At 70.6% G+C, this 22,532-nt stretch carries 22 protein-coding genes; 13 read left to right on the top strand and 9 right to left on the bottom strand.

Going from position 1 to position 22,532, the window contains the following annotated elements; genetic code table 11:
* Positions 1–434 precede the first annotated feature (434 nt).
* From ASF76_RS04380 to ASF76_RS04355, 6 genes are read left to right on the top strand one after another with little or no spacing between them, the layout of a single operon-like run.
* The gene (locus ASF76_RS04380) at positions 435–1,160 is read left to right on the top strand and encodes an NUDIX hydrolase (protein WP_055955282.1); all 726 of its coding nucleotides are present in this window, start codon (positions 435–437) and stop codon (positions 1,158–1,160) included.
* 11 nt (positions 1,161–1,171) lie between these two features.
* On the top strand, positions 1,172–2,503 hold the full coding sequence (gene nadA / locus ASF76_RS04375; RefSeq protein WP_055953603.1) for a quinolinate synthase NadA: 1,332 nt from the start codon (positions 1,172–1,174) through the stop codon (positions 2,501–2,503).
* Positions 2,500–4,134: an L-aspartate oxidase gene (gene nadB, locus ASF76_RS04370; protein ID WP_082484864.1), complete on the top strand. Its 1,635-nt coding sequence runs from the start codon at positions 2,500–2,502 to the stop codon at positions 4,132–4,134. The genes nadA and nadB overlap by 4 nt, the downstream gene beginning before the upstream one ends.
* A complete protein-coding gene (gene nadC, locus ASF76_RS04365; protein WP_055953600.1) occupies positions 4,128–4,985 on the top strand; it encodes a carboxylating nicotinate-nucleotide diphosphorylase in 858 nt (285 codons plus the stop codon). The genes nadB and nadC overlap by 7 nt, the downstream gene beginning before the upstream one ends.
* Positions 4,982–6,112: a cysteine desulfurase family protein gene (locus ASF76_RS04360; RefSeq protein ID WP_082484863.1), complete on the top strand. Its 1,131-nt coding sequence runs from the start codon at positions 4,982–4,984 to the stop codon at positions 6,110–6,112. The genes nadC and ASF76_RS04360 overlap by 4 nt, the downstream gene beginning before the upstream one ends.
* A complete protein-coding gene (locus ASF76_RS04355; protein WP_055953597.1) occupies positions 6,109–7,005 on the top strand; it encodes a glycosyltransferase family 2 protein in 897 nt (298 codons plus the stop codon). Before ASF76_RS04360 ends, ASF76_RS04355 begins: the two co-directional genes overlap by 4 nt.
* A 159-nt stretch (positions 7,006–7,164) precedes the next feature.
* On the opposite strand, the gene ASF76_RS04350 is transcribed toward ASF76_RS04355, so the two are convergent.
* Positions 7,165–9,108, bottom strand: coding sequence for an ABC transporter ATP-binding protein (locus tag ASF76_RS04350; protein ID WP_055953594.1), 1,944 nt, complete (start codon positions 9,106–9,108; stop codon positions 7,165–7,167).
* A 204-nt stretch (positions 9,109–9,312) separates the two neighbouring features.
* Between ASF76_RS04350 and ASF76_RS04345 the strand changes: the two genes are divergently transcribed.
* Positions 9,313–10,794 carry an MDR family MFS transporter gene (locus ASF76_RS04345; protein ID WP_055953591.1) on the top strand — a complete coding sequence of 494 codons (1,482 nt, stop codon included), beginning with the start codon at positions 9,313–9,315 and terminating at the stop codon, positions 10,792–10,794.
* Positions 10,795–11,119: 325 nt separating this feature from the next.
* On the opposite strand, the gene ASF76_RS17005 is transcribed toward ASF76_RS04345, so the two are convergent.
* On the bottom strand, positions 11,120–11,257 hold the full coding sequence (locus ASF76_RS17005; protein WP_156459144.1) for a hypothetical protein: 138 nt from the start codon (positions 11,255–11,257) through the stop codon (positions 11,120–11,122).
* Positions 11,258–11,523: 266 nt separating this feature from the next.
* Here ASF76_RS17005 and ASF76_RS04340 point away from each other — a divergent pair, with 266 nt between their 5' ends.
* Complete coding sequence (locus ASF76_RS04340; protein WP_055953588.1) at positions 11,524–12,072, top strand: type 1 glutamine amidotransferase domain-containing protein; 549 nt, start codon at positions 11,524–11,526, stop codon at positions 12,070–12,072.
* 56 nt (positions 12,073–12,128) lie between these two features.
* Here ASF76_RS04340 and ASF76_RS04335 read toward each other — a convergent pair whose 3' ends face one another.
* Together ASF76_RS04335 and ASF76_RS04330 are read right to left on the bottom strand one after the other, a co-directional pair.
* Positions 12,129–12,950 carry a DNA-formamidopyrimidine glycosylase family protein gene (locus ASF76_RS04335; protein ID WP_055953585.1) on the bottom strand — a complete coding sequence of 274 codons (822 nt, stop codon included), beginning with the start codon at positions 12,948–12,950 and terminating at the stop codon, positions 12,129–12,131.
* Between the two features lie 12 nt (positions 12,951–12,962).
* The gene (locus ASF76_RS04330) at positions 12,963–14,384 is read right to left on the bottom strand and encodes a flotillin family protein (RefSeq protein ID WP_055953582.1); all 1,422 of its coding nucleotides are present in this window, start codon (positions 14,382–14,384) and stop codon (positions 12,963–12,965) included.
* Positions 14,385–14,555: 171 nt separating this feature from the next.
* On the opposite strand from ASF76_RS04330, the gene ASF76_RS04325 reads away from it, so the two are divergent.
* Positions 14,556–14,969, top strand: coding sequence for a hypothetical protein (locus tag ASF76_RS04325; protein WP_055953579.1), 414 nt, complete (start codon positions 14,556–14,558; stop codon positions 14,967–14,969).
* Between the two features lie 64 nt (positions 14,970–15,033).
* Here ASF76_RS04325 and ASF76_RS04320 read toward each other — a convergent pair whose 3' ends face one another.
* Positions 15,034–16,002, bottom strand: coding sequence for an aldose 1-epimerase family protein (locus tag ASF76_RS04320; RefSeq protein ID WP_055953576.1), 969 nt, complete (start codon positions 16,000–16,002; stop codon positions 15,034–15,036).
* Positions 16,003–16,223: 221 nt separating this feature from the next.
* On the bottom strand, positions 16,224–16,394 hold the full coding sequence (locus ASF76_RS16620; protein ID WP_082484862.1) for a CsbD family protein: 171 nt from the start codon (positions 16,392–16,394) through the stop codon (positions 16,224–16,226).
* A 174-nt stretch (positions 16,395–16,568) separates the two neighbouring features.
* Between ASF76_RS16620 and ASF76_RS04315 the strand changes: the two genes are divergently transcribed.
* Positions 16,569–17,876: a D-alanyl-D-alanine carboxypeptidase family protein gene (locus ASF76_RS04315; protein WP_235561234.1), complete on the top strand. Its 1,308-nt coding sequence runs from the start codon at positions 16,569–16,571 to the stop codon at positions 17,874–17,876.
* 21 nt (positions 17,877–17,897) lie between these two features.
* Here ASF76_RS04315 and ASF76_RS04310 read toward each other — a convergent pair whose 3' ends face one another.
* Entirely contained in the window at positions 17,898–18,608 is a 711-nt protein-coding gene (locus ASF76_RS04310; protein WP_055953573.1) for an anti-sigma factor, read from the bottom strand.
* Complete coding sequence (locus ASF76_RS04305; RefSeq protein WP_082484861.1) at positions 18,592–19,125, bottom strand: sigma-70 family RNA polymerase sigma factor; 534 nt, start codon at positions 19,123–19,125, stop codon at positions 18,592–18,594. Before ASF76_RS04305 ends, ASF76_RS04310 begins: the two co-directional genes overlap by 17 nt.
* 211 nt (positions 19,126–19,336) lie before the next feature.
* Here ASF76_RS04305 and ASF76_RS04300 point away from each other — a divergent pair, with 211 nt between their 5' ends.
* The 3 genes from ASF76_RS04300 to ASF76_RS04290 all read left to right on the top strand — a co-directional run bounded on the left by ASF76_RS04300 (position 19,337) and on the right by ASF76_RS04290 (position 20,985).
* Positions 19,337–20,047 carry a CHRD domain-containing protein gene (locus ASF76_RS04300; protein ID WP_055953566.1) on the top strand — a complete coding sequence of 237 codons (711 nt, stop codon included), beginning with the start codon at positions 19,337–19,339 and terminating at the stop codon, positions 20,045–20,047.
* 191 nt (positions 20,048–20,238) lie between these two features.
* A complete protein-coding gene (locus ASF76_RS04295; RefSeq protein WP_235561233.1) occupies positions 20,239–20,703 on the top strand; it encodes a class F sortase in 465 nt (154 codons plus the stop codon).
* A 42-nt stretch (positions 20,704–20,745) separates the two neighbouring features.
* The gene (locus ASF76_RS04290; RefSeq protein WP_055953563.1) at positions 20,746–20,985 is read left to right on the top strand and encodes a hypothetical protein; all 240 of its coding nucleotides are present in this window, start codon (positions 20,746–20,748) and stop codon (positions 20,983–20,985) included.
* A 196-nt stretch (positions 20,986–21,181) separates the two neighbouring features.
* Here ASF76_RS04290 and ychF read toward each other — a convergent pair whose 3' ends face one another.
* On the bottom strand, positions 21,182–22,255 hold the full coding sequence (gene ychF, locus ASF76_RS04285; protein ID WP_055953560.1) for a redox-regulated ATPase YchF: 1,074 nt from the start codon (positions 22,253–22,255) through the stop codon (positions 21,182–21,184).
* Positions 22,256–22,532 lie beyond the last annotated feature (277 nt).

The raw sequence follows: 22,532 nt of genomic DNA, 5'->3' as shown, positions 1-22,532 counted from the left end.
CGCGTCGGGCTGACGCTCGGGCTTGGGGCGGGTTTGGCGCGTTGGGGCCGGGCGGATCGCGCCCCGAACGCGCGAATTGCGCCCCACACGCGGGGAAGCCCCCGCGTACCCCGCCGACCCCGCCCCGTCGAGGTCCGGGGCGCGATTCGTGCAGTGGGGCGGACTTCCCCCGCCCCGGTGCACATGTCGTGCCCCGACCGCCCGCCCCAGCTCGCAGGCCCTCCATCCCGCTGCAGTTCGGGGCACATTCTGGGTACGGGGGCGGACGCCACCCGCCCCAATGTGCAAGTCGCGCCCCACCCGCCCGCGCCACCCCACAACCCGCCCGCCCCGCTCAGACCGCCCAGGGCCCCACCCCCGACTCCCACGCTGCAACGCTGATTCGCCCTTCGGGTCGAGATGACACTAAGATCGGACGCGGAGATATGGTCACCATGACAAGAACCCCCGCCCCCGAGACCCGTGATGCCGACGTGCGCGTCGCGGTGTCGACCGTGATCTTCAGCGTGCGCCGCGACGAGCACGACGAACCGGTGCTCTCACTCCCCCTCGTCCGCCGCACCCGCGACCCCTTCGCCGGCAGGTGGGCGCTGCCCGGCGGCTGGCTCGACGCGGCCGAGGGGCTCGACGTCGCGGCATCCCGAACCCTTGCCGAGACAACGGGACTCACGCCGAGCTATCTCGAGCAGCTCTACGCCTTCGGCGCCGTCGACCGCTCTCCCACGCGCGTCGTGTCGATCGTCTACTGGGCGCTGCTGCGCTCAGACGAAGTCGACGCACAGGTCGCCGCTCACGCGCGGGGCGGAGACGCCCCCGAGAACGTCGAGTGGTTCGACGCCACCGACCTGCCGCCCCTGGCCTTCGACCACGACGACATCGTCGAGTACACGCTGTGGCGCCTGCGCAACAAGGTCGGCTACAGCCGCATCGCACACGGTCTGCTCCCCGACGAGTTCACGCTGGCCGACCTCCGCGAGGTCAACGAGACGATCCTCGGCAAGCGTCTCGACCCGGCGAACTTCCGCCGCCAGGTTGACACGTCCGACACCCTCATCCCCACCGAGCGCTTCCGCACCGGAAGCCACCGCCCCGCCCGTCTGTACCGCTACAACCGCGATGTGGAGCTCGCCGACCGCGGCCCGCTCTCCACCCGTCACTGATCGGAACGCCCATGGCCGCCACACCCCTCACCCTGCAGCCCCGCCCCGCGATCGACCCGAGCGTCGATCACGCGATCCAGGCGATCGTCTCCGGCGCGTCGATCGACGCCACGTGCACCACCGACCTCGCCGTCGGCCCGTGGGACTTCGACACGCGTCCCGGGTACGGCCCCGGCTCGTCGATGGGCGACGTCATCCCCACGGGTGCGCCGCGCCAGGGAGAGCTGCCGCAGCGGTACCGCGACGCGTCCGACGACGAGCTCGATGCGCGGATCCGTGCGGCGAAGCAGACGCTCGGCGACCGCGTCGTCGTGCTCGGGCACTTCTACCAGCGCGAAGAGGTGGTGCGGCACGCCGATTACGTCGGCGACTCGTTCCAGCTCGCCAATGCGGCCCTCGAGCACCCCGAGGCCGAGGCGATCGTCTTCTGCGGCGTGCACTTCATGGCAGAGACCGCCGACCTGCTGTCGACGTCCGAGCAGGCCGTCATCCTGCCGAACCTCGCCGCCGGGTGCTCGATGGCCGACATGGCCGACATCGATCAGGTGGAGGAGTGCTGGGAGCAGCTCGAAGACGTGCTCGGCGACCTCGACACCCCGGATGCCGACGGCCTCGTACCCGTCATCCCGGTGACGTACATGAACTCCTCCGCCGCCATCAAAGGCTTCGTGGGCCGGCACGGCGGCATCGTCTGCACCTCCTCCAATGCCCGCACGGTGCTCGAGTGGGCGTTCGCGCGCGGGCGTCGCGTGCTGTTCTTCCCCGACCAGCACCTGGGCCGCAACACCGCCAAGGCGATGGGCGTGCCGCTCGAGCAGATGCCGATGTGGAACCCGCGCAAGGCCCTCGGCGGCTCGACCGCCGAGCAGGTGCAGGGCAGCCGCGTCATCCTCTGGCACGGATTCTGCTCGGTGCACCGCCGCTTCACCGTCGACCAGATCGACAAGGCGCGTGACGAGCACCCCGGAGTCCGCGTGATCGTGCACCCCGAGTGCCCGATGGACGTCGTGGATGCCGCTGACGAAGCGGGGTCCACCGACCTCATCCGCAAGGCGATCGCCGCCGCCACGGAGCCCACGACCTTCGCGATCGGTACCGAGATCAACCTCGTGCAGCGCCTAGCGGCCCAGTACCCGCAGCACGAGATCTTCTGCCTCGACCCCGTGGTCTGCCCCTGCTCGACGATGTACCGCATCCACCCGGGCTACCTCGCATGGGTCCTGGAGTCGCTCGTCGCAGGTGACGTCGTCAACCGCATCACGGTCCCGGACGACGTCGCCGCCCCCGCCACGCTCGCCCTCGAGCGCATGCTCGCGGCCAAGCCCAGCGGTGCGGTGAAATGACCACCGTCGTCGTGGTGGGCAGCGGCATCGCCGGCCTCACGGCGGCGTTGCACGCGGCGGAGAACGGATGCCGCGTCACGATCGTGACGAAGGGTGACCTGTCCGAGACCAACACGCGCTGGGCGCAGGGCGGCGTGGCCGCCGTCACCCACCCCGCCGACAGCGTCGCCTCGCACGCGGCCGACACGCGAACCGCCGGCGCAGGGCTGAACGACGCGGCCGCTGTGAACGTGCTGGTCGGTGAGGGGCCCGCGCTCATCGCCGAACTCGTGGCACGCGGCGTCGACTTCGACCGCGCGCCCGACGGCGGCTTCGCCCGCGGGCTCGAAGCGGCGCACGCGATGCCGCGGGTGCTGCACGCCGGCGGTGACGCGACCGGGGCGGAGATCCAGGCGGCGCTCGGTGCCGCCATACGTTCCGCCGGGCTGCGTGTGCGCGAGCAGGCGCTGTTGCGCGACCTCGTGCTGCGCGGCGGGCGCGTCGTCGGCGTCGAGCTCGACGGCGGCGAGCGCATCGACGCCGACGCGGTGATCCTTGCGACGGGCGGCGCGGGCCAGCTCTACGCGCACACCACCAACCCTCTCGGCGCGACCGGCGACGGAATAGCGGCCGCCCTGCGTGCGGGTGCTGAGGTCGCCGACCTCGAGTTCGTGCAGTTCCACCCCACCGCCCTCGCCGCGGGCGCGCCCTTCCTCGTCTCCGAGGCCGTGCGCGGGGAGGGCGCGACCCTCATCGACGATGCCGGACGCCGCTTCTGCTTCGACGCCCACCCCGACGGCGAGCTCGCGCCGCGCGATGTCGTCGCCCGCGCAAACGCCCGGGCGATGGCCGCCCAGAACGGCCGTCCGGTGCGTCTGGATGCCACGGCGCTGGGAGCCGAGCATCTCGCGCAGCGCTTCCCCACGATCGACGCCGCCGTGCGCGAGCGCGGTCTGGACTGGGCCGTGGATCCGATACCGGTGACCCCCGCGGCGCACTACCTGATGGGCGGAATCGTGACCGACCTCGACGGGCGCACGACGGTACCAGGGCTGTACGCGGTGGGCGAGACGGCCCGCACCGGCGTGCACGGTGCGAACCGCCTGGCATCCAATTCGCTGCTCGAGGGGGCCGTTTTCGGTGCACGCGCGGGGGATGCCGTGGCTCGGGGCCTCGAGTGGCCGGCTCCTCCGCCAGCGGGGCCCGAAGCCGCCGGGCCGCCGCCGAAGCCGCGCCCGTCCGCGGGTGCCCCGCCCTTCTCGCGCACCGAGCTGCAGCGGGTGATGTGGGCAGAGGCCGGCCTCGTCCGCGCCGCCGCCGGTCTGGAACGTGCGGCCGGCATCCTCGCCGCGTGGAGCGCCGACCCCTCTCCGCGGTCGGTCGAAGACGCCAATCTGCTCCTCGTCGCCCGCCACGTCGTCGCCGCCGCCCGGGCGCGCACCGGATCGGTCGGGGCGCACTACCGGTCGGATGCCCCGGATGCCGGGATCCCGGTCCTCCTCGCCACGGGTGACACGACGATGAGGGAGGCAGCCCGCGCCGTGGGTGCGACCGGCGCGGTCGTCGCGACGCCCCACCCCGCCCGCTCCTCCGCCGCCGCGCGCGACGACGCGGCATCCGCTCCCTTCACCCAGGAGGTCCTCGCATGCTGACCCGTACCGCCATCGATCGCGTCGTCTCGGCCGCCCTCGAAGAAGATGCACCCTGGGGCGACCTCACCAGCGACACGCTCATCCCCGCCGATGCGACCGCGCGGGCGGCACTCGTCGCGCGCGTCGACGGGGTCTTCTCCGGCGCCGCCGTGTTCGCTGCGGCCTTCACGCTCACGGACTCATCCGTCGTGGTCGAGCAGCGGACCGCCGACGGGCAGCACTTCTCGTCGGGCGACACGCTCGCGGTGGTCACCGGTCCCGCGCGAGCGGTGCTGACCGCCGAGCGGATCGGTTTGAACTTCGTGCAGCGCATGTCGGGGATCGCGACGCTGACCAGCCGGTACGTGGCCGAGGTCGCGCACACGGGCGCCCGCATCGTCGACACCCGCAAGACCACTCCGGGCCTGCGTGCGATCGAGCGTCAGGCGGTACGCGACGGCGGCGGCCACAACCATCGCTTCTCGCTCTCGGACGCCGTGATGGCGAAAGACAACCACCTCGCCGTGCTGACGGCGAACGGGATGTCGGTGACACAGGCTCTCGAGAGCGCGATCGCCCGGCTCCCGCACACCACGCACGTCGAGGTGGAGGTGGATCGTCTCGACCAGATCGACGCGGTGCTCGCCGCGGGCGTGGGCACGATCATGCTCGACAACTTCTCGCTCGACGACCTGCGGGTGGGGGTTGCCCGCATCGCCGGAGCCGCCCAGATCGAAGCCTCGGGCGGAGTGACCCTCGAAACCGTGCGCGCGATCGCCGAGACCGGGGTCGACGTCATCTCGGTCGGCGCCCTCACCCACTCGGCTCCGTCTCTGGATCTGGGTCTGGACATCCGCATCGAGACGGCGTGACGCTCTACCTCGACAACGCCGCGACCACCCCCGTGCGCCCGGAGGTGCTCGAGGCGATGGCTCCCTACCTCACGCGGTTCTTCGGCAACCCGTCGAGCCAGCACGAGGTGGGCGGGGCCGCGGCATCCGCGCTCGACGATGCCCGCCGCCGCGTCGCCGCCGTGCTCGGCATGCGCGCCGGCGATGTCATGTTCACCTCCGGCGGCACCGAGTCGAACAACGCCGCGATCAAGGGCCTCGTTCTGGGATCCGGGCGCCGACACCTCGTCACGACCGCGATCGAGCACGAATCGGTGCTCGCCTCGGCCGATTACCTCGCGCGCCTGCACGGGGTCGAGGTCACCCACGCGCCGGTCGACGCGACGGGCATCCTCACGCCCGAGGTCCTGGACGCAGCGCTCCGCGATGATACGGCGTTGGTCAGCATCGGTTACGCCAACAACGAGGTCGGCACGATCCAGGATGCCGCCGCCCTCACGGCCGTCGCCCACGCCCGCGGCGTGCCGCTGCACCTCGACGCCGTCCAAGCCGCCGGGTGGCTGCCCCTCGCCGGGCTCGGAGCGGATGCCGTGACCGTGGCCGGTCACAAGATCGCGGCCCCCAAGGGCACCGGCATCCTGGCTGTCCGGGGCCGGCTGCCGTTCGAACCGCTCCTGCACGGCGGCGGACAGGAGCGCGGGCGCCGCTCGGGCACTCCCGACGTCGCCGGAGCGGTGGCCATCGCCCGAGCGCTCGAACTCGCGGAGGCGGAGCGTCTCGACGAGGTCGCGAGGCTGTCGGCTCTCCGCGACGCCTTCATCGCCCGGGTGCTCGCCCTCGTTCCCGGCGCCCGGCTGACCGGACACCCCACCCGGCGGTTGCCGGGTACGGCGAGTTTCGTCTTCCCGGGCACCAACGGCGAGACGGTGCTGCTCGAGCTCGAGCGCCGCGGGATCGTCTCCTCCAGCGGATCCGCGTGCGCCGCCGGCAGCGACGAGGCCTCGCACGTGCTCACGGCGCTCGGCGTTGCACACGACGACGCACGGACCGCCGTGCGCTTCACTCTGCCGCACGCGCTCACGATATCCTTGGAAGCGGTGGCCGATGCGGTCGCCGATGCTGTTTCGGCCATAGGATCGCGCGGGTGAGCTCCCGCGCCGTCACCGTCATCGTTCCCGGCTTCGACGTCGCCGCGTACGCCGCGGAGGCGCTCGACTCCCTGCGCGCGCAGAGCCACGATCACTGGACCGCCGTCCTGGTCGACGATGCCTCCACCGACGACACGACCCGCATCTTCGCCGACGCCGCCGCCACCGACCCGCGGTTCCGTTTCGTGCGACACGACCGGCAGCGCGGCCTCGGCGCCGCACGCAACACCGGACTCACCCTCGTCGACACCCCGTACACGGCATTCCTCGACGCTGACGACCGGATGCGGCCCGACGCGCTGACGCGCCTCACCGACACCCTCGAACGCACGGGCAGCGACTTCGTCGTGGGCGCATACGTTCGTCTGCGACCGGATGCCGAGGGCCACGGCTACACGGCCGGCGACGTGCAGCCGTGGGTCGCCGCGGCCACCGACCCGACGCGGGAGGGGACGACCCTCGCGGCCCATCCCGCGGCATCCGGGAACATCGTCGCGTGGTCGAAGGTCAGCCGCACGGCCTTCTGGCGCACGCACGACCTGCGTTTCCCCGAGGGGCGCTACTACGAGGATCAGGTGCTCGCGCAGCGCATGTACACGCTCGCCGAGACGTTCGACGTGATGCCCGATGTGGTCGTCGAGTGGCGGCAGCGCCGTGACGGCGGCTCGATCACCCAGCGCCTCGGCGAGCTCGACGTGCTGCGCGATTACCTCGACGCACTCGGCGAGGGCATCGCCCTGCTCCGGGCAGCCGGGGCCGACGCGGCGGTGCGGGAACGCGCGTCGCTCATCCGTACGCTCGACCTTCCCCCGCTGCTGCGCATCGGCGAGACGCACGCCGACCCGGCGTACCGGGTGGCGCTGGAGGCGTTCGTGGAGACGCTGCCGGCCTGAGCCGGCCCGGCAGGCGAGGCGGGAGAGCCCATCGGAGCCACTGTCATCCGCACGCCCAGACCCTCCACGGGCTCGGTGTCGTCGCTCTGCGCCAGGATGCTGCCGGCGCAAGCGAGGCGACCGAGCCCGACTCAGCCTCGTGCCCGTGCCAGTCGGGCGCTAGGCCGGCGGCTCATCGGCGCGGCGGGCGGGCAGCGCGGCGTGTGCGAGACCCGCTGCATCCTGCTGCTCCTCCGCGAGCACGAAAGAGGCGGCGAGTTGCTCGGCCGCGAGGCTCGCGTAGAGGCCGCCCGCGGCGAGCAACTCGCTGTGCGTGCCCGACTCGACGATGCGCCCGGCGTCGACGACGTGGATGCGGTCGGCACCGATCACCGTCGACAGTCGGTGCGCGATCGACAGAGTCGTGCGTCCGTGCGAGGCGGTCTCGAGAGCTTCCTGCACGATGCGTTCCGACACGGTGTCGAGGGCGCTCGTCGCCTCGTCGAGCAGGAGCACCGGCGGGTCCTTCAGCAGCACGCGCGCGATGGCGATGCGCTGCTTCTCGCCGCCCGACAGGCGGTACCCGCGCTCACCGACCACGGTGTCGTAGCCAGCCTCGAACGACGCGATCACGTGGTGGATGTTCGCGGCGCGGCAGGCGGCCACGATCTCGTCGTCGGTCGCATCCGGTCGCGCATAGCGCAGGTTCTCGCGCACGGTGGCGTGGAAGAGATACGTCTCTTGCGAAACGATGCCGATCTCGTCGACGATCGAAGCACGGTCGAGGGTACGCACGTCGGCGCCCGAGAACATCACCGCGCCGCCGGACGCCTCGTACATGCGCGGGGTCAGGTAGAGGATGGTCGTCTTACCCGCGCCCGACGGCCCGACGAACGCGACGTGCTGCCCGGGCTCGACCGTGAACGACACCGCGTCGAGCGTGGGACGCGTGTGCGCCGGAGCGTCGGGATAGCGGAACTCCACATCACGGAACTCGATGCGGCCCAGCGGTCCGGGTGCCGCCGACACGGGGGGCGCGTCGGGCACATCGACGATCGCCGGCTTCAGGTCGAGGTACTCGAAGATGCGGGCGAACAGCGCCGACGAGGTCTGCACGTCGAGCGCGACGCGCATGAGCCCCAAGAGCGGCATGAGCAGGCGCGCCTGCACCGTGGTGAAGGCGACGATCGTACCCGCAGTGATCGCCCCGGCACCCCCGCCGATGAGGTAGCCGGAGACAAGGTAGATGATCGCCGGCACGCTCGACATGATCACCTGGACGACGGCGAAGAAGCCCTGACCGCTCATCGCCCGACGCACCTGCAGATGCACCTGGTTGTCGTTCTCGGCATCGAAACGCGCCGATTCGGTCCGCTGGCGGTTGAAGGACTTCGACAGCAGGATTCCCGACACACTCAGCGTCTCTTGTGTGATCGCCGAGAGCTCAGACAGGCTCTCTTGCGTCTCGCCCGCGATGCGCGCCCGCACCTGGCCGACCCGCCGCTGCACGAAGATCAGGAACGGCATGAGGGCGACGGCGATCAAGGTCAGCCGCCAGTCGATCAGGATCATCGCGACCAGCGATGCGATCACGGTCACGGCGTTGCCCAGGATGCTGGTGACGGTGTTCGTGAGAACGCCCGAGACACCGCCGACGTCGTTCTGCAGACGCGATTGGATGACACCCGTCTTCGTGCGCGTGAAGAAGCCGAGCTCCATCGACTGCAGGTGGTCGAACAGACGCGTGCGCAGATCACCCGTGACGCGGTTGCCCACCGTGGCCGTGAGCCAGGTCTGCCCGACATTCAGCCCGGCCGAGAGCAGGAAGAGCACGATCATCACGCTGACGAGCTCTGCCAGCAACCCGAGGTCGGGGCTCGATCCATCGACCGGGAACAGCGCGTCGTCGAAGATCCGCTGCACGAGCAGCGGCGGGATGACGGCCACAGCGGCGCCCACCACGACGAGAACGGCGGTGAAGGCGATCCGCCACCGGTAGGGCCGGAACAGCTCGACGACGCGGCGGCCCAGGTCGGCGACGCGCGGCGCCTGGGCGTTCCGACGGCGCTGCACGTCGGCGTCGACGCCGCGGAACATGCTTCCGCCCACACCACCCGGGTTCATGCGGGCCAGCCTACGTCCGACCGCCGACACCGGCTCCGCCTGACCGGTGTCGGAGGTGCCCGCTAGACTCGGGCCTCGCCCTCTGCGGCATCCCTCCCCAGGTTTTTCTCTCGACGTCGGAATATCTCGACGTCCGGCTCCGTTGTCGCTCATCGCAGTCACCCCCGTGGCGCCACGAAGCCCCCGTACGAATAGGACCTCGTCATGGCCGCCACCGGCACCGTTTCCTCCGCTCCGCCCCAGACTTCTTCGGGCGTCACGGCCGAGCAGAGCCGCGTCATCTGGCTGCTGCTCACCGCCGCCTTCGTCGCGATCCTGAACGAGACGACGATGAACGTCGCGATTCCGTTCCTGATCCGCGACCTCGGCATCACCGCCGTCGCCGCCCAGTGGCTGACCACCGCTTTCATGCTGACGATGGCGGTCGTCATCCCGATCACCGGATTCCTTCTCCAGCGCTTCACCACGCGCCAAGTGTTCGTCACCGCGATGTCGCTGTTCTCGGCGGGCACCCTGGTCGCCTTCCTCGCCCCCGGATTCGAAGTGCTCGTCGTGGCCCGCGTCATCCAGGCATCCGGTACCGCGATCATGATGCCGCTGCTGATGACGACGATCATGACGATCGTGCCGCCCGCCCAGCGCGGCCGCATGATGGGTCGCGTCAGCATCGTCATGGCGCTCGCGCCCGCCATCGGCCCGACCATGTCGGGGCTCGTCCTCCAGTCGCTGGGCTGGCACTGGATCTTCGGCATCGTCCTGCCCATCGCACTCGTGGCGCTCTTCGTCGGCGCGCGGTGGATCCACAACCTCGGCGAGACCCGGAACGCCCCCATCGACGTGACCAGCGTCATCCTCTCGGCGCTCGGTTTCGGTGGTCTCGTGTTCGGCCTCAGCCAGATCGGTGGCGGACACGGCGGTGACGCCGGAGCCGCCGACGCGTCGCTCGTCACTCTGGTCGTGTCGCTGGCCATCGGCGTCATCGGACTCGCCTCGTTCGTCTGGCGACAGCTGCGTCTGCAGCGCACCGACTCCGCGCTGCTCGACCTGCGTGTCTTCCGCTCCCGCAACTTCACCCTGTCGGTGGCCCAGTTGGGCGTGATGTCACTGGCCTTCTTCGGCGCGATCACGCTGCTGCCGCTGTACCTGCAGACGGTGCTCGAGAAGACGCCGCTCGAAACCGGGCTCGCCGTGCTGCCGGGTTCGCTCGCAATGGGCCTCGCCGGCCCCGTGATCGGCCGCATCTACGACCGGTTCGGCACACAGATCCTGCTGGTCCCCGGCGCGATCATCGTCAGCGCGACCCTGTGGTTCTACACCACCCTCGGAACCGACACGTCGTTCCCGCTGCTCATCGGCGTGCAGACGGTCATGATGCTCGGTCTCGCCCTGTCGTTCACGCCGCTGTTCACGGCATCCCTGGGCTCGCTCGAGCCCCGGTTCTATTCGTACGGCTCGGCCATCGTCGGCACCGTGCAGCAGGTCGCGGGCGCCGCGGGCATCGCGCTGCTCGTCACGATCATGTCGTCGGTGTCGGCCTCGACGGGCACGGGGCTCGAGGCGGATGCCGCCGGCACGCGCGTGGCGTTCCTGATCGCGGCGGTCATCTCGCTGCCGCTCATCATCGGCGCGTTCCTCATCCGCAAGCCCGCCGACCAGCTCGAGGGGGCAACACCGCTGGCGCACTGACGCGGGCGGCGCGAAAGCTCACCGCCAGCGCACTGACGCGCGCGACTCAGGAGAACCATCGCCGGCGCTCTGACGCGGGCGGCACGGGGTCGTCCAGACGCGGGCGACGCGGCGTCGACCCGGCCCGACGCAACGCCTCGGGCAGGCCGGTCCCGTCTGCGGTTTCACGGCTCAGCGACTGCCTTCAGATCCGTCACGGTTCAGGCGACGCAACAGCAGCACCGGGCTTCTCCGAACCGCGAGTAGCGCGCGCAACGGTGATGTACTGGTGCAGGAGCAGACCCTGACCGGGCAGACCCGGATCAGGATGCCGCGAGCGACAGGCTCAGAGCGAGCAGGAACCGCCGCCGCAGCACTGCGATGCGGGCCGCGCGGCGTCGTCCGCCTCCTCGGCGGGAGCGTTCAGCAGCGTGATCAGCGGCTTCTCAGCGGGCTTCGCGTCAGACATCGTGTCACCGGACATGGACTCCATGCTACGCCCGTGCGTACGCGACGGGGCTGCGTGCGCCGTCGGCGCATCTGGGCCGCGCACGACGGCGCAGCGTCGACCATCCCCACCTCGGGCGCCCCACCGCGCGCGACGGGTCGCCTTGGCGGGCTCACGTCTCAGACGCCCCCGGAGCGCGACGGGATTACCCTCCTCGCCCGGCATCCGCAACCCCCGCCTCGGGTGCGACGCCCATTCCTAGCGTGGCAACGACCCCCGATCGAGAAAGAGAGAGTCGAACCATGACCGATCTCAGCGGCAAGCGCATCGCCTTCCTGGCCACAGACGGATTCGAAGACAGCGAGCTCACCAGCCCGTGGGAGGCCGTGACCTCCGCCGGCGCCGAAGCCGTGCTGGTCTCGCCGAACGAGGGCAGCATCAGCGGCGAGAAGGGCCACAAGCAGAAAGTCGACCTCGCGGTGTCGGGTGCGTCGGCCGGCGACTTCGACGCCCTGGTCCTGCCCGGAGGCGTGCAGAACGCCGACGACATCCGCATCGTCAAGGATGCCGTGTCGTTCACCCGCGACTTCTTCGATCAGCACAAGCCCGTCGCGGTCATCTGCCACGGAGGGTGGATCCTGACCGAGGCCGACGTGCTCGAGGGCCGCACGCTCACGAGCTATCCGACGCTGCAGACCGACCTGCGTAACGCCGGTGCGACGTGGGTCGATGAAGAGGTGCACGTCGACCAGGGGCTCGTGTCGAGCCGCAACCCCGATGACCTGCCCGCGTTCAACGCGATGCTCGTCGAAGAAGTCGCCGAGGGCACGCACTCGGGCCAGACCGCCTGACTCAGCAGCAGACGAGGGGCTCCGGACCGCGGTCCGGAGCCCCTCGTGCGTAGGGATCAGTCGGCGCCCTGGCAGGACGGACACCACTGCCCGCCACCCTTCGTGCCGGGGATGTCCTCGACGACGCCCCCGCAGTCCGGACACGGCTCACCGGTACGCCCGTGCACCCGCATCGCCGCGACCTTCGCCGCCTTCTGCCCGGCGATCGGCACCCCCCGGCGGGCGATCACGGCGGCGGCCATCGTGTCGTGCAGCGCACTCCACAGCCGCGTGATCTCGTCGTCCGTCAGTGCCGCCGCGTGCGCCAGGGGCGACAGTCGAGCGGCGAAGAGGATCTCGTCGGAGTAGGCGTTGCCGATCCCGGCGAGCGTCTCCTGCTCCTGCAGCAGCGCCTTCAGCTGCTTGCGCCGACCGCCGAGCGCCTCGGCCAGCATCGCTCGAGAATAGGCGGGATCCGCGGCATCCGGACCGAGCTTGGCGACCGAGGGAACGTCGTCCGCGGCATCCACCACGTGGAGCTGCACCGACAGCCAGTCCCCCGCGTCTGTGACGCCCAGGACGGCGTCGTCGAACATCAGGCGAGCGATGACCGCCGCGACCGGCGCGTCGTCCGGCCGCTCCGCGACCGCCCCCTCGTCCCACGTCGCCCAACCCGCCCGCCCGAATCCGAGGCCGAGGTGCACGCCCTCGACGTCGACGTCGATGTGCTTGCCGTGGCGGGTCACGCCGGTGACGTCGCGACCGATCAGCTCGTCGAGCGGGCGCCCGCGGGTCTTCAGCGCCCGGCCCTCGACGAGCTCGACACCGGTCACGGTGCGTCGGAGGAGGCGCTCGCGCAGAAACGACGCGAGCGCCTCGACCTCAGGAGCTTCGGGCACGGTCCGCGGCCCTCAGGCCCCCGACTGAGGTGCGGTCGGCTCTGCCGGCGGCACGGTGGGTGCGGGATACGTCTTCTCCGCGGACGCCGCGGGACGGCGCGTCGATTCTGCGAACGCGTCGGCCACCACGCGGCCCTGGATGATCTGCGTCAGGTCGATGCCGGTCGCCGCACGCACGGCCTCGAACGACGCCCGGAGGCCCGTGGCCGATTCGGTCGCCAGGTGCCCGCTGGCTCCCTCCCCGCCGAGGACGGTGATGTTGCCGACCCGGTCGTAGCCCTTCGCGAATTCGGCCATCATCGGCACCAATGCCTCGAGGGCGCGCTGCGCCAGCAGGGCCTCCTGGTTATGCGACAGCGCCTCCGCCTCAGCGCGAATGGCCTCAGCGCGAGCCTCACCGGCCAGACGCACGGCCTGCGCGTCGGCCTCGGCACGCACGCGCACCGCAGCCGCTTCCTGCTCGGCGATCGCGGCGCGCGCCTGCGCCGCCTTGATCTGCGAGTACGACTCGGCGTCGGCGTCTTTCTGACGCTGGTACAGGTCGGCGTCTGCGACGCGGGAGACCTCGGACTCCAGGCGGGCCTGCGTGTTCTGCGCCTCCTGCTGCAGGACGGCCTGCCGACGCTCGGCTCGTGTCAGCGCCTCCGCCTGCTCGGCCTCGGCGTTGGCGCGACCGACCTCGGCCTTGGCCGCAGCGCTGTTCTTGTCGAGCGCGGTCTGCTCGATGAGGTTGGCCTCGTCGGTCGCGATCTGTCGCGCGCGGATCTCACGCACGGCGTTGATGCGGGCGACCTCGGCCTCGCGCTTGACACGCTCGACCTCGGTCGCACCGAGCGCCGAGATGTAGCCGTTCAGGTCGGTGATGCCCTGGATCTGGAAAGAGTCGAGGATGAGGCCCTGCGAAGAGAGGTCCTGCTTGATGCCTTCGGCGATCTGGTCCGACAGGCGCTGGCGGTCGCGCATGAGTTCTTCGACGGTCAGCGTCGCCACCACTCCGCGCAGCGCACCCTCGAGCTGCTCCGTGGTGAACTGCTCGATCGCCTTGTCTTGCGAGGCGAAGCGCTCCGCCGCCCGACGCACCGACTCGGGGTCCGAGCCGATCTTGACCAGGGCGACGCCACTGACGTTGACCGTGACGCCGGTGGACGACTGCGCGGTCGGCTCCATCTTGATCTGGCGGGCTCGCAGCGAGATCATCTCGCCGCGCTGCGTCAGCGGGTTGACGATCGCCCCGCCGCCCGTGATGACCGTGATGCGGGAGGAGTTGCCGTCGGAGCTCTTCTGCCGCTTACCGACGATGACCAGGGCCTCGTCGGCCTTCGCGACGCGATACCAGCCGCGGATGACCAGGGCGAGGACGGCCATGACGACCACCGCGACCACCACGACGATGGCCACGATGACTCCGACGGCTCCCAATGCGGCGAGTTCCATGCTTCTCCTTCGACGGGCGCCGCCGAGGCGGCGCGGGGAATTCCTTCCAACCTAACGGGGGGCCACGCGGCTGTGTCCACCCCTTACGCGCATGATCGGCGTCCGCCGGGGTGGGGAGGAGCGTACCGTGGAGGCATAGGCGGCCCGAACCGCCGAAGAAGGGTCCCCCACATGAAGATCGTCTCGTCGCAGGACTGGCGCGATGCCATCCGCTTCGACGCCCCCGTCCTGGTCGCCGATGTCGTGCCGGGCGAAGCCACCCGCTGCGTCGCCTGCGGCACCGATGGTCCGCTCTACGAGCGCACCGAGCTGTGGGCGGTCAAGCACCGCCACCCCAAGCACCACGACGGGTTCGTCCGCTTCTACTGCGAAGCGCACAAGCCGGCCGCGCCCCCTCCGCCGCCGGTCGCCCCCGTCACCGCCGCCCGCACCCGGGCAGCCGCCGCCCCGCGCGCGGAGCGCCGGAGCGCGAGCCCGAGGCCGACGCTCATCACCGACCGCCCCACGCGTACTATGTGCCCCGATTGCTTCGTCGAGGTGTCCGTCGGAGGCGACTGCGGCATGTGCGGTGCACAGGTCGTCTGACGCCCCGCACGCATGACAGAACCGCCCCGGGATTCACCCGGGGCGGTTCTGTCGTCATCGAGCGTCAGCGAGCGGAGATGGTCCACCCCGCCTCGTGAGACGCGCCCGGATCGAGCGAGACGACGCCGGTGTCGAAGTCGTAGGCATCGTCGTTGAAAGCGTCGGGCGCGCAGGTCATCGGCTCCACCGCCAGCCCGGCGCGGTGTCCGGGCGTACCGGGGCCGGTGGGCAGGTCGGCCGTGTGGATCTGCACCCAGGGACACTCGCCGGCCCAGCTCATCGCCACGCCGGTGCCCGACGGATCAGTCACCACCACCTCGGCCCGGCCGTCGGCATCCCGGATCAGCCCCGTGTACGCGTGGTCGATCTCGACCGCACCGAGGACGCGCTCCTCGCGGAAGTCGAACCGGTCGGCGTCGACGGTCACGGATGCCAGGGCCACCGGCGACAGACGGTCCGGCGTCACCTCGAGCACGGTGTCGGCCGGGAGGGTGAGGTTCCATTCATCCAGGGTCGCGGGGCCGGCGACGAGGTACGGGTGCGGTCCGGTCCCCCACGGTGCGGGAGTGTCCGACAGGTTCGTCGCGCGGACCGTCTGCGTGAGGCCGGCGGCATCCAAGCGGTACGTCGTCGACACCACCAGCCACCACGGGTAACCCGCCTGCGCGGTGATCGTCGCGCTCAGTGTGACGGCGCTGTCCGAGGCGTCGGTGACGTTCCAGTCCGCCCACGACAGCAACCCGTGCAGGGCGTGAGCGCGGTCGGGCTCGGTGAGGGGGAGCTGGTGCTCGACACCGTCGAAATGATGGATGCCGTCGACCACGCGGTTGGGCCACGGCGCCAGCGTGGTTCCGCGGTAGGCGGGACGCAGCTCGTCGGCGTCGAACGGCACGACGAGGTCGCGACCCTCATGTGTCAATGAGCGGAGCGAGGCGCCGACGCTGGCAATGGCGGCTTCGTAGCCGTGAGCGCGGAGGACGACGGGGGTGCCCGAGACGAGCGTAGGGGTCTCGGTGGGAACGGCAGTGGTCATGTCGCCATTATCGTGGTCGCACCGTGGGAGCCACGGCATCCCGGGCCGTCACGTCGGTCGGGTCGGTCACGCAAGATCTTCCTGCCGCCATCACGGCATGCCGTGTCGTCAGCCGCGCGTGGTCGCGGGCGCACGGAGTCGCCGTGTCGTTCGTCCGGTGCGGAGTGCCCGAGAACGACGAATGCCCCGACCGTGACGATCGGGGCATTCGGGGAGGGCGCTTATTTGAAGGCGTCCTTGACGTTCTCGCCGGCCTTCTTGACGTTGGCCTTGCTCTGGTCGCCCTGACCCTCGGCTTCGAGACGCTCGTTGTCGGTCGCCTTGCCGAAAGCTTCTTTCGCCTTGCCGGCGATGTCTTCAGCGGCGTTCTTGATCTTGTCGTCGAGTCCCATGGCGGCTCCTCCCGTGTGGTCCTCGGGTATTTCCCGATGGCAATCACGGTAGGTCTCCTCTCTCCGAGCGGTGGGGGGCTTGAAATTCGTCTCGGCGTGAGGCAATGCCCCGGGTTAGATTCGAGAGGTGCGCGCCTGCCCATCCCGCTTCCTGCTCACCTCCGAGGCTGAGACGTGAGTACCCTCGCCGATTTCCACAGCCTCCTCGACGACGCCCCTCGCGAACCCCAGCGCAATGGCCGTGCCGGCCGCATCGCGCTGATCGTCTTCCTCGTCATCACCTTCGTGGTTCTCGGCGGTAGCGGCGGATACGTCTGGTGGGCTTCGTCGGCCGCTCTTCCCGCACCGACCGTCACGTCGCAGACGCCGATCGCGTCCGCGGGGCCGGCGGCATCCCTCGCCCTGCCCGCCGACGGCGCGATGCTGATGAGCGTCGAGGGAGGCGCAGAGTATCTGGGACCGGATGCCGCGGGGGCCTTCGCCTCGTCGGGCGGCAACGACGCGCGGCCCATTGCGAGCATCGCGAAGCTCGTCACCGCCCTCGTCGTACTCGACGCCCACCCGCTCGACGGGCCGGGCGATCCCGGTCCGACGATCGCGTTCACCGAGGCCGACACCGATCTCTACGACCAGTTCTACGTGCAGGATGCGGTCATCGCATCGATGCCCGACGGGCTGACGATGTCGCTGCACGACTCGCTCGCAACCATGCTGATTCCCTCGGCCGCGAACTACGCCGTCGCCACCGCCCGCTGGGCGTTCGGCTCCGAGGGGGCGTATGTACAGGCGGCTCGGTCGTGGCTGAGCGCGAACGGCTTGAACGACACGCGGATCGTGGATGCCACCGGGATCGACGAGCGCAACACGAGCACGCCCAGCGACCTCGTGGCGCTCGGCCGCATCGCCGCGGCGAACCCCGTCGTCGCCGCGATCGTCCGGACGCCGTCGATCACCGTCCGGGGGCCCGGGACCGTCACCAACACCAACGATCTGCTCGGCACCCTCGGAATCTCGGGCATGAAGACCGGCAACTTGGGCGACGGGACGTTCAATCTCCTTTTCACGTCCACCCTCGACGTCGGTATCGGCGCCCCCCTGAGCATCACGGGTGTGCGCATGAGCGGCGCGACCCACGACAGCACCGATGAAGACGTCGCGCTCTTGCTGCAGAGCCTCAAGTACGGGTTCCACGACCTGACCCTGGGGACCGCCGGCGACGACATCGGCACGATCTCCACGCCCTGGGGCTCTCGTGCGTCCCTCGTGCTCGCCGAGAATGCGGCGCTCCGCACCTGGTCGGACACAACCGTGACGGTGAACCTCGACACCAGAACGCCGCAGAATTACGCAGACGGCGAGGTCGTGGGAACCGTGACCTGGACGGCCGGCCCGCAGACGACGGCATCCGAGGTCGAGATCAAGGGCGCGATCGAGGAACCGACCCTGTGGTGGCGTCTGACCCACCCGACCGAACTCGGCTGACGCACCCCGCGGTTCAGAGGGTCACACCGCCGGCAGCTCCGCGTGAGCGACGACGGCATCGCCGGTGTCTCGCAGTTCCATTCGCGCCGCGTCGCCGCGCAGCACCGCCGCGTTCATGCGACAGACGATGGGGACGGCTGAACCGAGCACCTCTCCGGCGCTGAACTCGGTGCCGTCCTCCCCGACGAAGACGAGCTCGTACGTCGCTCCCACGTCGAGTCCCGACGCCTCCAGGTACGCTTCCGTGCCCCACGTGTGGGCGACGACCTCCGCTGAGACATCGATGCCGCCGATGTCGTCGCGCACCTCGATCTGCTCCACGGCGCCGAGGGTGCCCGGCGGGCCCGAGGGCGCGGGAGCACGGAACGCGCCGGCACCGTTCGCACCGATCACGAGACCCGCGGCAAGGCACGCCGCGCCCACGAGCGGCACGACCCACCGGCGGGGACGCCGCGCGAGAGGAGCCATCGGCGCTGATCCGACCGCCGTCGAGGCGCCGCGGTCGAGCGAGGTCTCGATCCGCGCGAACAGGTCGCCCGCATCGCGGGGGGTGGTCCATCCGAGATCGCCCTGGCGCAGCCGCCCGGCGACCCCTTCGAGCGCGGCGAACTCTTCGTCACGCTCCGGGTCGGAACGACGGAGCCCCTCGAACTCCACCGACTCGGCGGGGGTCAATTCTCCCGCCAGCGCGGCGGAGACCAGTTCGGCCCAGCGGTCATCGGGAGTGCGCATCGGGCTCCTCCATCTCTTCGAGGTGCGCCCGGAGGGCGCGCAGTGCGTGAAAGGTTCGGGTGCGCCAGGTCGCAACGGGGACGCCCGTGGCATCCGACAGCTCCTGGTAGGTGCGACCGTGAAGGTGGATCGCGACGACGGCCGTGCGATGCGCCTCCGTGAGCACCGACAGCGCCTCGAGCATCCGCAGCCGTTCGAGGGGATCGATTGCCTCCGCCGCCCGACTTTCGAGCTCCGCGTGGTCGCCGATGAGGGGCAGCCGGGCGCGGGCGCGGAGGGCGTCCACGATCACGTTCCGGGCGATCGAGAACAGCCAGGTGCGCTCGGAGGCTTCTCGGGGATCGAATCGCTCCCGCGCTCGCCAGGCGCGGAAGAAGGTCTCCTGCACGCAATCTTCCGCGAGAGGACGGTCGCGGAGCGCGTTCACGGCATACCCGAGCAGCGCACTGCCGTCGTCGTCGAACGCGCGGCGGAGGTCGAATCCCACCCCCGCGATGCGTCGTCGAGACGCGTCCATGCGCCTCTCCCTGCTCCGTCCGGCGGACTCCGTCATGCGCGCCGTCCTCTCCGAGGCTAACGGTCGCCCCGACGGCGGCCTGCGAGGTATACGTCACCGACGGGCTCGGCGTTCATCGCGGAGCAATTCGCCGCGGAGATGAACGCTCGGCCGCTCCCTGTCGTACACGCCCTCAACCGGACGCTCCGCGTCCCGATCGAAAGGCACGACGATGACGAAGAAGACGTACGCCCGCCCGGTGACGATCGGCGCCCTGGCCGGTGTCGCCCTGCTGGCCGTGGGCTCCCCCGCCTTCGCCGACACCGAGGTCGACGAACCGTCGCAGTTCACGAGCGCATTCACCGTGATGGCGACGCCCGACCAGGTGATCAACAACGACGGGGTGGCGACACCGGGGCAGAGCGGTGCGACCGGCACGTTCACGTTCCGCATCAACTCCGACCAGGAGATCATCTGCTACGACATCCGCCTCGAGGGGGTCAGCGGCGACTACCAGAGCCCGGCGAAGACGGCGACGCACATCCATGAGGCCGCCGTCGGCAAGCCCGGCCCGCCGCGCATCGCCTTCCCCAACCCCGCGCCCGTCGGCGACGGCCCGCGCACCTCGTCAGGATGCCTGCAGGGTCCCTTCACCACCGGCGTCGTCGCCAACGGTGCCGACACCGGGACGAACTTCTCGCTCAAGCAGATCGAGGCGAACCCCGCCGGCTTCACCGGCGACTCCCACACCGTCGATTTCGCCGCCGGAGTGGTCCGCGGCCAGCTGACGTCCATTCCCGTCGGCGGGGTCGACACCGGCGCCGGTGGAGCGGCAACGAGTGAGTTCTCCGGTTGGGGACTCGCCGCAACGGCCGGCGGGCTCGGCCTCGCCGCCGCCACCGCCTTCGTCGTCCAGCGCCGCCGCGCGGCCGCGGCCGAGTGATCGACGCGCGGCGCGGTGCGCGGCGGCAGACCCCGCTGGGGTGGCCGGCGCGCACCGCGTGCGCGTTCGCGCTCGTCGCCGTGCTGATCTGCGCGGGGTGCAGCGCGGCGCCGCAGGCGGCCTCCCCCACACCTTCCCCACCGGCCCCGACGGCCGTCGCGACCCCGTCCACGACGATCGCGCCGCCCGACGTGGACGCGGCGGCCCCGCCCGTACCCGTCGCCCCCGCACGCGTCGTCATCCCGGCCCTCACGCTCGACGAGCCGTTGATCGAACTGGGGATCGCCGACGACGGGGGCATGGAGGTTCCGGTCGACTACGACGAGGTCGGATGGTTCTCCGGCGGGGGGCGCCCCGGCGGAAACGGACCCACCGTCATCGCCGCCCACGTCGACTCACCCACGGGCCCCGCGGTTTTCCAGGCTCTAGAGGACCTCGCGGTGGGGGACGTCGTCGAGGTGTACGGCGCCGACGGCGTCGCGCACGACTACCGCGTCACCGAGACCGCCGACTATCCCAAGTCGGCCTTCCCCACCGCCCGCGTCTTCGGAGCCACCGCCCGTGACGAGCTGCGGCTCATCACCTGCGGCGGCGTCTTCGACCGGGATGCCGGTACGTACGTCGACAACCGGGTGGTCTACGCCGTGCCGGCGTGATCACCCAGCACGGGAACCCGGTGTCGGGGTAGCCTCCTCGACATGTCGCAGCACGAGCCCAGAAGATCTCCCGCCGGCCATGCGATATTCCTCGTCATCTTCGCCGCGCTGTTCGCGGGTGGGCTCGTCGTGACGTTCCTCGCCGCGCCGCTGCTCGCCCTCACCCCGCTGCAATGGGTCGTCGCGCTCGTTCTCACGGTCGTTACGGGAGCCGCGACCGCGTGGGAGGTTCGATGCCTGGTCGCGGCGCTCAGGCATTCGAAACGCTCTCGCCCGAGCTGAACGGAGTGCCGACGACCGCTCGATCACGGAGCATCGACGAAGCACTCTGCCGTTCCCGCCCGCCCCGTCTGGGATGAACCACCGCACGCAGCCGGATGCGACGCTGTCGCTCCTCAAGGCGTGGTCGACGAGCCGCCGACGGACGAAGGCCGTCCACGTGAGTCCCCGAGCCCGCTCGTCCCAATGATGGCGTCCGTCAGTTGTTGAAGCGGAACTCCACCACGTCGCCGTCCTGCATGACGTAGTCCTTGCCCTCCAGGCGCGCCTTGCCCTTGGAGCGGGCCTCGGCGACCGAGCCGAGCTCGACGAGGTCGGCGAACGAGATGACCTCCGCCTTGATGAAGCCCTTCTCGAAGTCGGTGTGGATGACACCGGCCGCCTGCGGGGCCTTCGCGCCCTGCGGGATCGTCCACGCGCGCGCTTCCTTCGGCCCCGCGGTGAGGTAGGTCTGCAGGCCGAGCGTGTCGAAGCCGATGCGGGCGAGCTGGTCGAGGCCGGACTCGTCCTGACCGGTGGATGCCAACAACTCGGCGGCATCTTCGGGGTCGAGGTCGATCAGCTCGGACTCGATCTTGGCATCCAGGAAGACGGCCTTCGCGGGCGCGACGAGCGCCGACAGTTCATCTTTGCGCGCGGGGTCGGTGAGCACGGCCTCATCGACATTGAAGACGAAGATGAAGGGCTTCGCGGTCAGCAGACCCAGCTCGCGGATCGGCGAGAGGTCGATTTCGGATGCCGAGAGCAGCACGCCGCGCTGAAGCGCGTCCTGTGCGGCCTTCGCGGTGTCGAGCACCGAGGGGTCGAGCTTCTTGCCCTTGACCTCTTTCTCGTACCGCGTGATCGCCTTCTCGAGCGTCTGCAGGTCGGCGAGCTGGAGCTCGGCGTTGATCGTCTCCATGTCGCCGGCGGGGTTGACCTTGCCGTCGACATGGACCACGTCGTCGTCGGCGAATCCGCGGACGACCTGGGCGATGGCATCCGCCTCACGGATGTTGGCGAGGAACTGGTTGCCGAGGCCCTCACCTTCGCTGGCTCCGCGCACGATGCCGGCGATGTCGACGAACGACACCGCGGCCGGCACGAGACGCTCGCTGCTGAACACGTCGGCGAGCTTCTGCAGCCGCGCATCGGGAAGGTTCACGACCCCGACGTTGGGCTCGATCGTGGCGAACGGGTAGTTCGCGGCGAGCACCGAGTTCTTGGTCAGGGCGTTGAAGAGGGTCGACTTGCCGACGTTGGGAAGGCCGACGATTCCGATGGTAAGAGCCACGGGAGTCCAGGTTACCCGGCCGCCGCCCGCTCAACGTCCTCGGCTCCTCTCGCCGACGCGTCGAGCTCCGGGACGCAACGTCGCCGACGCGATCAGTGTCGTCGCGCGCGGAACGCGTGCGTGACGTACGACAATGCGACCGCCCCTCCGTCGGCCAGGTCGGGGAGGGATGCCACAACCACCTCGACCGCCGCGTCGACGCATGCGCGCGTCTCGGGGTCGGCTCGTCCGCGCTCCCCCGCACCCGACCGCACCTCGGATGCCGCCGACCCCGGCG

The organism is Microbacterium sp. Leaf151, assembly GCF_001424225.1.
Lineage (GTDB): Bacteria > Actinomycetota > Actinomycetes > Actinomycetales > Microbacteriaceae > Microbacterium.
Note: the sequence above shows the minus strand (reverse complement) of the source record. Positions and strands in the feature narration are given on the sequence as shown.